Below are 13,964 nucleotides of genomic sequence, written 5' to 3' on the forward strand. Positions count from 1 at the left end.
GCTTCATGGGAAGCGACATCTCGAAGTTCAGTGCATCGCCTGCGGCCAGGCAGCACACCTGGACCCTGGCCGCCTACCGCTACATGGCGCGCAAACGGCTAGGCAGGAACAGCGGCATCGACCTCAAGAGCGTGGCGGACAAAAGTTGGGACATTGCCCCGGGGGAAGTCACGGTTTCGCCCCCGGCCGTTTTCCTGCCAGGCCAGCTGGAGCGAGTAACGGGGTGGGAAGGCAAGCGTTTCTATCCCTACGTGCACCCTGCGCGTACCATGGAAGGCGGCATCAGCACACTGCAAGGGCCAACCCGCGGCTACCTGATCAAGGACGTATGGCTGGTCGACGGGGCGTTGTACAAGGGCAAGGCCAGCCATTGGCTGTCGTTGAAGCCGGGCCCCTTTCCGAGCATCGTCGTGGAAAACGAAATCGACCGCGCGGCCATCTATTGCACGCAAAACGGCAACACGTGGTTCGGTACCTGGCTGATGGAGGATTGTCCGACCTATGCGCTGGCCTGTAACGAAGGCATACCGGTAACCACCGCGCCCTCGGCCAGATACCCGCTGTTTGCCCAGGCCCCGGCCTATGAAGACTGGCTGGAAATGAACCCGCTGCGCCTGCGCAGTGCGTTTTTCCGTAAGCTGGTGCTGTTCGATGACCAGGCCAACAACCGCAGCCGGCATGCCCGCTACCGGGCCATGGGCGACAAGTTGCTGTCGCATGTGCCGCATGCGCCACATCCGGGGGTGTTCCTGCTGCGTGGTGGCGATGGTGACCTGCGCCTGCTGCGCAATGAGCTGGCGCTGGCGGAGCATTTGCGCGCCACCCGCGGTTTTCGCATCGTTAACCCGCTGAAGTCCGATGTGCCGAGTATCGTCGCGGCCTGCGCCGGGGCGAGGGTGGTAATCGGTGTGGAAGGTAGCCAGTTGGTGCATGGGGTCAACGTACTGCAGGCCGGTGGTTGCCTGCTGACGTTGCAGCCGCCCAATCGGTTTGTCAGCTACTACAAGTACCTGACGGACCGAGACCACCAGCATTTCGGCTTTGTGGTCGGGATACCGGACGGCGATGGTTTCACGATCGATGTCGGCGAAGTTGAGCGGACGCTGGACCTGTTTCCGCGATAGGCGTGTAGTATTCAGGCGCATGGCAGCGGCGAGCGGGGTGAGGGATGATCGAGGTATCACGGTTCTGGCGCGACCCGGCGTTGCCCTTCGTCGAGGCCCGGCGGGTAGGGGACGGGCGCCAGGTGTGCTACGCCGCGCATTCCCATGAGAGCTTTTCCATCGGAGTGATAACGGGGGGGCGCAGCTCCTATCTGTACGGTGACCAGTGCATAGAGGTGGCTGCTGGTACCACGGTGCTGATGAACCCAGGTGTGGTGCATGCCTGCAACCCCATCGACGGGGAACACTGGTCCTACCTGATGATGTTCGTCGATATGCCTTGGTTGCAGGCACTGGGGTTCACCTTGCCGGCCCGGCCCTGGAGTAGCTCGCCGGTGTTGTACCGGAGCCTGTTGCAGGCCTTTGCCGACCTGTTCGACGCCGGCGTGCCAGACCGGGAAGGGCGCCTGGCGGCGCTGTTTGGCGCACTTCCAGGTTTGCTTGGCGGCGATGCCAGCGTCAACGACGAGGGCAACCCACGACTGGACACGGCGGCAGCGTTCATTCGCGCCCATCGTGGCGACCCGCTGAGCCTGGACGACATCTGCGCGGCGTGCGGCCTGTCGCGTTCCTACCTGATTCGCGCGTTCCGCCAACGCTTCGGCCTGACGCCGCATGGTTACCTGCTCGACCAGCGCGTGCAGCTGGCCAGGGCGCAATTGCGTCAGGGCCGGGCTATTGCCGAGGTTGCGCAGGAGGCCGGGTTTGCCGACCAGGCGCACCTGCAGCGGGCCTTCAAGCAGCACCTGGCGGCGACACCGGGGCATTACCGCAATGCATTCGGCTGAATTGCCATTTTTGGCGGTGGTGGCCCTATCGCCGGCAACCCAGCTCCCACAGGTACTGCGCAGGTCTTGAGGGCAGCGATAGGGTCGGTGCAGCCAGGCTCAAATGACCAGGTAGACCGCACTGCCCACGAGCAGCAGCGCCAAGCCCCGATTCAGCAGGCGCATGTGCCGTGGGTTGCCCAGATACTGGCGAACCACGCTCCCGGCCCACGCCCAGCTGGCCACTGAAATGAAGCAGATCGGCCCGTAGATCCAGGCAAACAGCCACAGCAGCTGCTGCTCACCGGCGGTATAGGCACCAACCCCGGCCACCGCTGCCAGCCATGCCTTGGGATTGAGCCATTGCATCGCCGCGCCGTGCCAGGCCGAGGGAGCCTGGGTGGGATGGGCACTGCCCAGTTGCCCATCGTCGCTGGCCAGCTTCCATGCCATGTACAGCAGGAACGCCACGCCGCCCCAGTGCAAAAGCAGGCCCAGCAAAGGCCAGCGCAGCAACAATTGATGCAGGCCCAGCCCGACCAGCACCAGCAGCAGGCAGAAGCCCAGCGTGGCGCCAGCCACATGTGCCAGGCTGGCACGCAGGCCATGGCGGGCACCGCTGCCCAGCGCAACGATGTTGACCGGGCCGGGGGAGATCGAGGCCGCCAGTGCGAAAGCGGCCATGGACAGGGACAGGCTCATGAGGGGGATCCGTTTGGTTGAGGTTGGCCTTCATGCTCGGGCATCGACAGCCTGCGGTATTGAAGAAAAGTACCCCACGCCCGGCCAGCGCATTTTTGTGTAGGAGCGGCCTTGTGTCGCGATCGGGCCGCAGAGCGGCCCGTTCGCGACACAAGGCCGCTCCTACAAGGTTGTTACAGGTTTTGTAATAGTTTTGCGCTATTACGGAAAGCTGCTGAGCTTGTAGGATCATTTTCCCAATTTGCTAACAAGGTCTATATGAGCACCTTCGCGGAGCCCCCCAGTCCCCGGTCTTCCCGGCCTTCTTTCTCCCGTCCTCGTGACGCTGCCCTCGTGAGTACCCGCTAATGGAATGGCTAGCCGACCCCACGGCCTGGCTGGGCCTGTTGACGCTTATCGTCCTCGAGCTGGTGCTGGGTATCGACAACCTGGTGTTCATCGCCATCCTCGCCGACAAACTGCCGCCGCATCAGCGCGACCGCGCACGGGTCATTGGCCTGAGCCTGGCGTTGATCATGCGCCTTGGCCTGTTGGCCAGTATCTCGTGGATGGTCACCCTGACCGCGCCGTTGTTCGAGTTGTTCGAAAAGAGCTTCTCGGGCCGCGACCTGATCATGCTGTTCGGTGGCGTGTTCCTGCTGTTCAAGGCCACCATGGAGCTGCACGAACGCCTGGAAGGCCACGTGGCCCAGGCCAGCGGCACGGTACGCCACGCTGCGTTCTGGCCGATCGTCGCGCAGATCGTGGTGCTTGATGCGGTGTTCTCGCTGGACGCGGTGATCACCGCGGTTGGCATGGTCGAGCAGTTGTCGGTGATGATGATCGCGGTGATCTTCTCGATCGGCATCATGATCGTTGCCAGCAAGCCGCTGACCCGCTTCGTCAACGCCCACCCCACGGTGATCATGCTGTGCCTGGGCTTCCTGATGATGATCGGCTTCAGCCTCACCGCTGAAGGCCTGGGCTTCCATATCCCCAAAGGCTACCTGTACGCGGCCATCGGCTTCTCGATTCTGATCGAGCTGTTCAACCAGCTGGCCCGTGCCCGCCGCAAGCGCAGCCTGCAGCAGCACCGGCCGCTGCGTGAGCGCACCGCGCATGCCGTGCTGCGCCTGCTGGGTGGCCGCCGGGTCGAGGCTGACGAGGTGGGCGAGGAAATCGCTGACCTGGTCGAAGGCGGTGAGGAGCAGGTGCTGTTCGACCGCCGTGAACGGGTGATGATCAGTGGCGTGCTGAACCTGGCCGAGCGGCCTATCCGCACGGTGATGACCGCCCGCGCCGAGGTCGATGTGATCGACCTGGCGCAGCCGGCCGACGCCATTGCCCAGGCCCTGGCCAATTCGCCGTACTCGCGCCTGCCGCTGATCCGCGATGGCCGCGTGGACGAGCCACTGGGCTTCGTGCACAAGAAGGAACTGCTCAAGGAGCTGCTGTCGGGCAACCAGCCCGATCTGGAAGGCATGGCCCGAGTACCGCTGAACCTGCTGGAGAGCTTCAGCATCCTCAATGCCCTGGAGCAGATGCGAGGCCAGTCGACGCACATTGCTTTCGTCGTCAACGAGTTCGGTGACTTTACCGGCCTGCTGACCATGACCGATATTCTGGAGTCGATTGCCGGCGAGTTGCCGGATGCCAGCGAGGTCGAAGGCCCGGGCATCGTTCAGGAAGGTGAAGGCTTTGTGGTCAGCGGCGCGTTGAACCTGGGCCAGGTGCAGGCACGTACCGGCTTCTGCGCCCGAGCCACCGAGGACTACCAGACCCTCGCGGGCCTGGTGATGAGCCTGCTCGACCGCCTGCCTATGGTTGGTGACCGCCTGGCCTGGAATGGCTGGACGCTGACCGTGGAGGCGGTCGAGGAGCGGCGGGTGCGTCAGGTTCGGCTTACACCGAACGGCGACGTTGACGCAGCAGGTGCTTGAAACCCTCGATCACCAGTACCAGCACCGCGGCCCAGATCGGAAGGTAGGTCAGCCACTGATCCGGGCCGATGGTTTCGCCCAGCAACAGCGCAACGCCTACCAGCAGCACTGGCTCGACGTAGCTGAGCAGGCCGAACAGGCTGAAAGGCAGCAGGCGGCTGGCCAGCACGTAGGCGATCAGGGCCGAGGCGCTGATCGCCCCGAGGATCGGGATCAACGCATACAGCCCAGGGTGTGCCTGCAGATCCGCAGGGGAAAGCGGGCCCTGGATCACGAAATACAGCGCCCAGGGCAACAGCAGGCACATGTCGCACCACAAACCTCCCAAATGGTCGGTGCGGCAGCGCTTGCGCAACACGAAATAGATCGGGTAGCCGATCGTCACCACCAGGGTTTCCCAGGCGAAACTGCCATGCTGATACAGCTCGTGGCCCACGCCCAGAGCAGCGCAGGCCACGGCCACCTTCTGCAGGCGTGACAGGCGCTCGCCATACACCAGCCGCCCGGTCAGGACCATGGCCAGCGGCAGCAGGAAATAGCCCATCGACACTTCCAGGCTGCGCCCGTGCAGGGGCGCCCAGAGGAACAGCCACAGCTGCACGCCCATCAGCCACGAGGTGCCGACCATGCCCAGCAACAGCAGCGGCGTGTGTTTTACCCGGGCGAGCAGTTCGCCCACCCGTTTCCAGTCTTTCGAGACAAGCATGAACAGGGTCAGGCAGGGCAGCGTCAACAGGGTGCGCCAGCCAAAGATCTCCTCGCCATCGAGCGGCGTGAGCAGAGAGGTATAGAAGTACATCACGGCGAACAGACAGGACGCCATGACCGACGAAAGAATGCCTTTTGACACGAATGCCTCGAATAGGGAATTGAGCAGGTGGATCAGCCGCGCATGATCTCAGGGGGCGCGGCTTGCGGCAACCGCGACGCAGCCGGGCGTGCGGCCAGCGCTTCGAGGAACTGGGCAGCCGGCATGGGCCTGGCGAACAGGTAGCCCTGCTGGAAGTCCACCTCATGACGGGCCAGGTAGTCGCGCTGGGCTTCTGTTTCCACGCCCTCGGCAACGATGCCCAGGCCCAGCTTGGCCGATAGCTCGATGATGGTCTCGAGGATGTGCACCGACAGCGCATCGCCACCGATCATGGCGACGAAGCTCTGGTCTATCTTCAGGTAATCGACCTTGAACTGGCGCAGGTAGTTGAGGCTTGACTGGCCGGTGCCGAAGTCGTCCAGGGCGATCTTCACACCCATGACGTCGAGCTTCTCGAACAGCTCCAGGGCCACCGGCGTGGGCTCGATCAGCTTGCGCTCGGTCAGCTCCAGGGTCAGCACCACCCGGCCTGGCGGGAAGTGCTGGAGGAAGGTCCGGCAATCGTCCAGCAGGCTGAAGTCGCGGCAGTGGTCGGCGGTGATGTTGATGCCGATATGGAAACCGTCCTCCAGCAGCCCGGCAAAGGGAGCCAGGCTCTGCGCGGTGTGCATCATCAGCGCACGGGTCATGGCGACGATCTGCCCGCTGTGTTCGGCGTAGGGGATGAACAGGTCGGGGCGCACCAGGCCTTCGCGCGGGTGGTTCCAGCGCATCAGCACTTCGGCGCCGGCCCAGCGGTAGTCGCCCTTGCGCACTACCGGCTGGAAGTACGGCAGGAACTCGTCGGCCTCCAGGGCCCGGCGCAGTTCGGCACGGGGCGAGGTGGCGCGGCGAACCTGCCAGCGGCACACCAGGCCGGCCACCGCGCCCAGTATCAGCAGCAGACCGAACAGGGCGGGATAGTGGCTGAGCCACAGCTGGCCCTGCTTGTCGGCGCCGTAGCCGCCATGCACGCTGAACGGGTAACGGGTCGAGCCCAGCTGCACATTCGCGCTGGCCGCGGCAGGGGGCACGCCCTTGTGCACGATGCCATCCTTGCCCAGCCAGGCATCGCCCACGCGGATCTGCAGCTCTTCATCGGGGCCGATCAGGCGCAGCGCCGTCAGCAGGTGTTCACCATCGACCGTACTGATCGCGCCGCGGTCGCCATCGCTGGCCCGATACACCAGCAGCGGGTGGCCAGGGGTGACCGAGTTGCCGTCCATCAGCCACAGCTTGCCGTCGATGTAGTCGCCGGGGTTGACCGGCTCGTCGAATGCGCCGAACAGCGAGGTGCAATAAAGGGCGTTGTGCCGGAACAGGTTGGTCGAGCGCACGAAGGCGTTGCGCGTGACCTGGGCGCGCAGCATGAGCTGGACCTCGTCGCACGGGCTGTCGACAAGCGGCAGCAGAGCATGGGCAGCGCTGGACAGATTGTCGAGAATGCGCTCGACGTGCTCCACCACCTGGCGGGTGGTAGCCTGGCTGCTGGCGTGCATTTCACGCTCGATCTGCCAGTTCATCACGGTTAGGCCGCATGCCACGGGCAGCACGCCGACGACCCAGGGCAACAGGGTGCGCCAGCCGAGGCCGGCGCGGCGTTTGACGGTAAGGGGCATGCTGACCCTGATCTGTATAAAGGATTACGAGAGGATAGCCGCTTGTCGGGACCGGTGAGCAACTAAAGGGCGACAAACCATTTTACGCAATGTAGAATCCATTTACGAATACAACAATAAGGTCCTTCGATGCCGAAGGATCAAGCCCGCCGAGAATGGGTCCATATGACATACCATGGGTTCAAGCTGATAATAGGTGATTTCCTCGCCCGCAGCGTGCGGGGTATCCCGTGCTCCCCGCCGTTTCCGTTCCACATCCCACGCAATCAATAATCTTTCGCTGCAGATGAGGACACGAACATGGCTGATATCTTCGACAATCCGATGGGCCTGATGGGCTTTGAATTCATCGAACTGGCTTCGCCGACCCCTGGCGTGCTCGAGCCGGTATTCCAGATGCTGGGCTTCACCAAGGTCGCTACCCACCGTTCCAAGGATGTGCACCTGTATCGCCAGGGTGACATCAACCTGATCCTGAACAACGAACCCAAGAGCATCGCCTCGTACTTCGCTGCCGAACACGGCCCGTCGGTATGCGGCATGGCGTTCCGCGTGCGCAATGCCCATGAGGCCTATGCCCGCGCCCTGGAACTGGGCGCCCAGCCGGTGGAAATCGAAACCGGCCCGATGGAACTGCGCCTGCCGGCGATCAAGGGCATCGGCGGTGCGCCGTTGTATCTGATCGACCGTTTCGAGGAAGGCAGCTCGATCTACGATATCGACTTCAAGTTCATCGAGGGTGTGGACCGCAACCCGGTGGGTGCCGGCCTGAAGATCATCGACCACCTCACCCACAACGTTTATCGCGGGCGCATGTCGTACTGGGCTGGCTTCTACGAGAAGCTGTTCAACTTCCGCGAAATCCGCTATTTCGACATCAAGGGTGAGTACACCGGCCTGACTTCGCGTGCCATGACTGCACCGGATGGCATGATCCGCATCCCGCTGAACGAAGAATCGTCCAAGGGCTCCGGGCAGATCGAAGAGTTCCTGATGCAGTTCAACGGCGAAGGCATCCAGCACGTCGCCTTCCTGACCGATGACCTGCTCAAGACCTGGGACGCCCTCAAGGGCTTCGGCATGCGCTTCATGACTGCACCGCCGCAAACCTACTACGAGATGCTCGAAGAGCGCCTGCCAGGTCACGGCGAGCCGGTCGACCAGTTGAAAGCACGCGGTATCCTCCTCGATGGTGCCTCCCAGCCTGACGACAAGCGCCTGCTGCTGCAGATCTTCTCCGAGACCCTGCTCGGCCCGGTGTTCTTCGAGTTCATCCAGCGCAAGGGGGATGACGGCTTTGGCGAAGGCAACTTCAAGGCACTGTTCGAATCCATCGAGCGCGACCAGGTACGTCGTGGTGTGCTGAGCACCGAGTAACCCCAGGGTACCGCCGTCACGATTCGATGGCGGCGGTATCAACCCTTCTCTTGCCCGAAATGGTCAGGCCCAGGTACATGATGAACATGCTGGCGACCCCGACCAGTACCAGCGAGGGCAGTACCTGATGCAGGGATAGGCGAAACTCCTGGGTGGCGTATCCTTTGGGGTAACCGCCGATCACCACGTAACCATATTTCTGGGAAACCGATCGCTCGGTGAATTCGACCTGGGAGGGCCGTTGTGCGTCGCGGCTGTCTCCCTCGCTCCAGATATACAGGTCGCTAAATTCCAGAAGCAATGTCAGGCCGTCCTGGAAAGCACGCAGTTCGTCACGCAGCTGCCGACCGTACGCTGTTGCGATTATCCCAGGGTCGCTGTTCGGTCTCTGGACTTTGATGATCGCCGCGTTAGGCGACGATGGAGCGTCGAATGCCAGCTCTGTCTGCCGTCCGGACAGGGCAAAAGCCGAGTTATACGCCAAAGGGTCCATGTCCGTCGCACAATACGCTTGTTGGTCGCGGGTGAGTATCAGTGAACGAAGGTGCGGGCTGTTGGCGACTCTCTGCTCCAGCGTACCAAGTACTTCGTCACAGGGCTTGCCTGCCAATGGCAGGATCAGGTCCAGATCGCCTTCCATGCGGCCCAGTGCCTGGTCGATGCTGAAAATCGCCTCTTGAACAGAAACCTTGGCATTCTCCTCAAGTTTTCTATCCAGTTGATAGTTCATCATCAGTAACCCGGACAGTACCGGTATTGCGCCGATGGACAATATCAATAGTAACTTCCGCCAGTTGATGCCGAGACTCGGTATTGCTGCCATAGGACCGCCGCTCCGTTGAACCTTGCTGTTCGGGTTGAACAGGTCAGCGCTGATCCTATGTGCTTGATGATGCTCCGGCTGTAGGCCAAAAGTGTTGCGGTTTTACAGAAAAGCAGAACTTCGTTGTCAGCCTCGCTTCAGCCTGGCGAGCACTTTTTCGGCCAACTGGGCCGTGGAGGCCGGGTTCTGCCCGGTGATCAGCCGATCATCGGCCACCACGAACGGCTGCCACGGGTCTTCATGCTTGCTGTAGGTACCACCGCGGGCACCCAGCTCGGTTTCCGTCAGGAAGGGGACCACCTTGTCCAGTTCGACGAGCTTCTCCTCGGTATTGGAGAAGCCGGTCACCTGACGGTCCTTGAGCAACAGGCTGTTGTCGCTGAGCTTGATGTTCAGCAGGCCGACAACGCCATGGCAAACCGCCGCGACAATGCCCTTGTGCTCGTACACCCGGCGGGCCAGCTCTTGCAGCGGCTGGTTGTCGGGAAAGTCATACATCACTCCGTGCCCGCCGGTGTAGTAGATGACGCTGTACTCTTCTGCCTTCACCTGGCCAGGGCTCAAGGTGTTGCCCAGGCGGGTCATGAAGCGCTTGTCGTCATACCACAGCCAGTCCAGGTCGGGGGCCATCTGCAGGCTATGCGGGTCGACAGGGACGTAGCCGCCCAGCGGGCTGACATAATCGACCTCGTAACCGGCTTTTTCGACTTTTTCGACAAAGTGCACCGCTTCCCCCAGCCACAAGCCGGTCGCCCGCTTGAGGGTCGGATACTTGGCTGTATTGGTCAGCACCACCAGCATTTTCTTGCTCATGACCACGCTCCCGTCGGCAACCTGAATGGGCCGTTGCTCCCCCGGCCCGAGGGAAAACCTAATGAGCATAGCTCTCAGGTGCCAGTACGCCATATTGGGTGGCGTGTGTTGTGCTAACGTGAACCACATTCACGCAGCGCCTGTACTTTTTCTGAATCATGCTGGAGTCACGACAGTGGTCACAAATGGTACGCCGCGCGAGCCTGCGTCGATGGTCATCCTGCAGCCGTCTGTGCTGGCACCGGTTGACCTCATGGGCGAACGGATTGCACGGTTCGACTGGGGGCGTACACCGCTCGGGCCGCTGCCGCGCTGGCCGGCTTCGTTGCGCATTGCCGTCGACATGATGCAATTGTCACCGTTTCCGTGTGCCGTGGTCTGGGGACCAGACCTCAGCGTGGTCCACAATGAAGGCTATCGGGCATTGCGGCGGGTTGCCCCGAATGCATTGGGCATGCCCTTCGACGCGCTGTGGAGCGATGAATGGCCGGCGATGGGGCCGTGGGTGTTCAAGGCGCTCGAGGGGCGCTCGAGCTTTGTCGAGGACCCACCACTGCATATTGGCCGCGGCCAAGGCGGGGAGCCGTTGTGGTGTGCGTTCGGCTACACACCGTTGCACGATGAACTGGGCAACGTGGCAGGGTTTCTGCACGCGGTGATCGAAACCACGGCCAGCGTCGAGGCGCATCGCCACTGGCGGGAGCAGGCGCAAGAATTCCAGCGGCAGGTCGAGCGACACCTGGTGGAGCGCGAGCAGTTCTGGCAGCTGTCGCGTGATGCGATGATGACGGTCACTCCCGAGATGAAGGTGTGTGCCGCCAACCCCGCCTGGTATCGCATCCTGGGCTGGTCCGAAGAGCAGGTACTGGGCACTCCGGTGCTGGACCTGGTACATCCGGCAGATCGCGCTGAGGTTGAGGTGGCCGTTTCCGGGTGCCTGCAGTACCGGGATACCGAGCAGATAGAGACGCGCCTGCGCCACCGCGATGGCCATTACCACTGTTTTCGCTGGAGTGCACGGTTCGATGGCAGCCTGCTGACTGCCGTTGGCCGGGATATCACCGGGGAACGTGAGGAGGCTGCTCGTCAATCCGAAGCGCTGATGCGCAACAACGAGCGTCTGGAGGTGGTCGGGCAGTTGGCCGGGGGCATGGGCCATGAACTGAACAACTTGTTGTCCGGCATCGGTGGCAGCCTCGAACTGCTTCAGCGGCGCCTGCAGGAAGGACGGCTGGAGCGGGTGGAGGCGTATGTCGAGGTCGCGCGAGATTCGGTGCAGCGTGCCATGGAGCTGACCCATCGCCTGCTGGCGTTTTCCCGTCATCAACCTTTGGCGCCCAGGCCGCTGGATTTCAACCGGCAATTGCGCTTGAGCGAACCACTGCTGCGGAGCACGCTGGGCGCCGAGATGCGCTTGCACTGGCAGCTGGATGTCACGCCGTGGGCGGTGAACCTTGATATTTCCCAGCTGGAAAATGCCTTGATCAATCTTTGCACCAACGCCCGCGAAGCGTGCCTTGATCGCGGCAATGTCACGCTGCGCAGCATCAACCAGCGGCTGACAAGGTGTTTCCCGGATGAGAGCGGCCTGCCACCAGGCGACTACGTTGCGTTGTATGTGGAGGATGATGGCCATGGCATGCCGGCCGTGGACATTGCCAGGGCCTTTGAACCGTTCTTCACCACCAAGCCGGTCGGGCGTGGCTCAGGCCTTGGTTTGTCGATGGTGTATGGGTTTGTCGGCCAGTCGGGGGGCTACGCCTGGATCGAGTCGGCGCCGAACCAGGGCACCAAGGTCTGCATGCTTTTTCCAAGGTGGCATGACCCGGTACCCGAGGCGCCTGCGGTTGTGCACCGGACGCAGCGCATGGCCGGGAGGCAGCGCCTGTTGCTGGTCGATGACGAGCTCGGTTTGCGTGCTGTGATGTGCGAGTACCTGACCGAACGTGGTTTCGAAGTCATTGATGTGGGCGACGCCAATAGCGCACTGGAGCGCTTCCGCCATGACGGCCCGTTCGACCTGGTGATCACCGACATCGGCTTGCCGGGTGGTTTCAGTGGCCGCCAGGTGGCCAAGGCCATGCGCATGCAGCTGCCGTTGCAGAAGATCCTGTTCATTACCGGCTATGCAGGTCAGCCGATCGAAGCGCAGTTGCTCGAGCAGCCGGGCACGGCATTGATGAACAAGCCGTTCCCGCTGGCGGACCTGGTGGATGAGGCGCTACGCATGCTCGAGGAATGAAGCGGTTCAGGGCTTGCCCAGTATCTGGGTCACCTGGGCCTGCAGCTGCTTCAGCTCGAAGGGCTTGCTGATCAGGTGCATCCCCGCCTCCAGGAAGCCCTCGCGGGCCATGGCGGTTTCTGCATAGCCGGTGATGAACAGTACTGGCAAGCGTGGGCGCAGGTTGCGGGCAATCTCGGCCAACTGGCGGCCATTCATGCCGGGCAAGCCGACATCGCTGATCAGCAGATCCACCGGTTGTGTCGAACGCAGTACCTTAAGGCCCTCATTGGCGTCGGCGGCACTGTGGCAGGCGAAGCCATCCTCGCGCAGGACCTGGCAGAGCAATTGGCGTACATGGGGGTCGTCCTCGACTACCAGCACGTGATGGCCCTGGTAACCTCGCACGGGTTGTACGGGTTTGACCGGTGCCTGGCCCTGGTCGACGTGGCGCGGCAGATAAAGGTCCACCCGGGTCCCTTGGCCGATCTGGCTGTGCAGGGTGACATGTCCTTGGGATTGCTTGCTGAAGCCGTAAACCATCGACAGGCCAAGGCCGATGCCCTGGCCGATCGCCTTGGTGCTGAAGAACGGCTCGAAGGCATGCTCCAGCGTGCTTTGCGCCATGCCCTGGCCGTCATCGATGACTCGCAGGCGTACATAGTCGCCGGCGCACAGGGCACCGCCAGCGAATTGCCCGGCGCCGATGTGCTGGTTACTTGCCTCGATGCGCAGCTGACCGCCATTGGGCATGGCTTCGCAGGCATTGATCAACAGGTTGTCGAGGGCCTCCTGCAACTGTTGGTCATCGGCTTCGACCGACCACAGGTTCTTGGCGATTTGCACCTGCAGGGTCACGGTCGGGGTCACGCAAGCCTTCAGGCGTTTTGCCTGGAGCAGGTCGTGCAGGTCGACCTGCTGGGTGTGCAGCGATTGCCGAGAAGAGAAGGCCAGCAGGCGGTGGGTCAGGCGCGCGGCGCGTGACACCGCCTCGCGGCCCATGCGCAGCACGTTGTCCAGGCCATCGCTGCGACCCTGGCGCAAGCGCCGGTCAATCAGCTCGAAGCTGCCACCAATGCTGGTGAGCAGGTTGTTGAAGTCGTGGGCGACCCCCCCGGCCAGTTGGCCGATGGCCTCCATCTTGCGCGTCTGGTGGCGTACGAACTCGCTGCGTTGCTGCTCTTCGCCGGGAGGTGCGGCCTTGGCGTCAAGGCGTTGCTGCAGGTCTTGCAACTGGTCGCGTGCCAGATACTGCCGACGCCGGTTGCGCAGGGCGGACTGGGTCATGCGCAGCAGCTGGGCGTTTTCGAATGGTGCGACCAGCAGGACCAGGTTGCCCACCGGGAGGTTGGTCGAGCCCTTGGCCGCTTGGCTCCCTTGACCGAGCAGCACGATGGGCAGGTCCGACCAGCACGGTTGCTGGTCGATGAATTCTTGCAGCAATGCACTTGGGCCCTGTTTGAACGCTTGCTCGGCAATGATCGCCAGGCCTGCGCCTTCGGCCAGGCAGGCTTGCAGGTTGGCCAGGTCGACCGCGCACAGGCTGTCGATGCCCGCAGAAGCGAGCAGGCGAGCAGTATCTGCGGCTATTGGCGGGGGCGCCAGGATCAATGCACGTTCGTCCAGCGCCAACGAACTGGCCAAAACGACTCTCCTGCAGGGTGGTCTGATATCCACTGGACCTTGGGCACAGCCCCAGGGTTCAACAAA

Annotated in this window: 11 protein-coding genes; 5 read left to right on the plus strand and 6 right to left on the minus strand. The window is 62.7% G+C overall.

The window, feature by feature from the left end; translation table 11 throughout:
* Positions 1–5: 5 nt before the first annotated feature.
* The gene (locus IMX18_RS10095) at positions 6–1,124 is read left to right on the plus strand and encodes a glycosyltransferase family 61 protein (RefSeq protein WP_217190106.1); all 1,119 of its coding nucleotides are present in this window, start codon (positions 6–8) and stop codon (positions 1,122–1,124) included.
* A gap of 44 nt (positions 1,125–1,168) precedes the next feature.
* Positions 1,169–1,951 carry an AraC family transcriptional regulator gene (locus tag IMX18_RS10100; protein ID WP_013972825.1) on the plus strand — a complete coding sequence of 261 codons (783 nt, stop codon included), beginning with the start codon at positions 1,169–1,171 and terminating at the stop codon, positions 1,949–1,951.
* A gap of 99 nt (positions 1,952–2,050) precedes the next feature.
* Here the strand turns inward: IMX18_RS10100 and IMX18_RS10105 are convergent, their stop codons facing one another.
* Entirely contained in the window at positions 2,051–2,632 is a 582-nt protein-coding gene (locus IMX18_RS10105; RefSeq protein WP_015270551.1) for a LysE family translocator, read from the minus strand.
* Positions 2,633–2,979: 347 nt separating this feature from the next.
* On the opposite strand from IMX18_RS10105, the gene IMX18_RS10110 reads away from it, so the two are divergent.
* Entirely contained in the window at positions 2,980–4,551 is a 1,572-nt protein-coding gene (locus IMX18_RS10110; protein ID WP_191472643.1) for a TerC family protein, read from the plus strand.
* Here IMX18_RS10110 and rarD read toward each other — a convergent pair.
* Complete coding sequence (gene rarD / locus IMX18_RS10115; protein ID WP_015270549.1) at positions 4,514–5,401, minus strand: EamA family transporter RarD; 888 nt, start codon at positions 5,399–5,401, stop codon at positions 4,514–4,516. The genes IMX18_RS10110 and rarD overlap by 38 nt on opposite strands.
* Before the next feature lie 32 nt (positions 5,402–5,433).
* Positions 5,434–7,020, minus strand: coding sequence for an EAL domain-containing protein (locus IMX18_RS10120; protein ID WP_217190105.1), 1,587 nt, complete (start codon positions 7,018–7,020; stop codon positions 5,434–5,436).
* 300 nt (positions 7,021–7,320) lie between these two features.
* On the opposite strand from IMX18_RS10120, the gene hppD reads away from it, so the two are divergent.
* Positions 7,321–8,397 (plus strand): 4-hydroxyphenylpyruvate dioxygenase, encoded by a 1,077-nt coding sequence (gene hppD, locus IMX18_RS10125; RefSeq protein WP_013972820.1) that lies wholly within the window; start codon positions 7,321–7,323, stop codon positions 8,395–8,397.
* Between the two features lie 16 nt (positions 8,398–8,413).
* On the opposite strand, the gene IMX18_RS10130 is transcribed toward hppD, so the two are convergent.
* On the minus strand, positions 8,414–9,220 hold the full coding sequence (locus tag IMX18_RS10130; protein ID WP_015270547.1) for a CSS-motif domain-containing protein: 807 nt from the start codon (positions 9,218–9,220) through the stop codon (positions 8,414–8,416).
* Positions 9,221–9,346: 126 nt separating this feature from the next.
* Positions 9,347–10,033 carry a type 1 glutamine amidotransferase domain-containing protein gene (locus IMX18_RS10135; RefSeq protein ID WP_015270546.1) on the minus strand — a complete coding sequence of 229 codons (687 nt, stop codon included), beginning with the start codon at positions 10,031–10,033 and terminating at the stop codon, positions 9,347–9,349.
* Between the two features lie 211 nt (positions 10,034–10,244).
* On the opposite strand from IMX18_RS10135, the gene IMX18_RS10140 reads away from it, so the two are divergent.
* On the plus strand, positions 10,245–12,275 hold the full coding sequence (locus IMX18_RS10140) for a hybrid sensor histidine kinase/response regulator (protein ID WP_081013951.1): 2,031 nt from the start codon (positions 10,245–10,247) through the stop codon (positions 12,273–12,275).
* Positions 12,276–12,281: 6 nt separating this feature from the next.
* On the opposite strand, the gene IMX18_RS10145 is transcribed toward IMX18_RS10140, so the two are convergent.
* Positions 12,282–13,898 (minus strand): response regulator, encoded by a 1,617-nt coding sequence (locus tag IMX18_RS10145; protein ID WP_217190104.1) that lies wholly within the window; start codon positions 13,896–13,898, stop codon positions 12,282–12,284.
* Between the last annotated feature and the right edge of the window lie 66 nt (positions 13,899–13,964).

Source organism: Pseudomonas shirazica (assembly GCF_015168335.1).
Lineage (GTDB): Bacteria > Pseudomonadota > Gammaproteobacteria > Pseudomonadales > Pseudomonadaceae > Aquipseudomonas > Aquipseudomonas asiatica.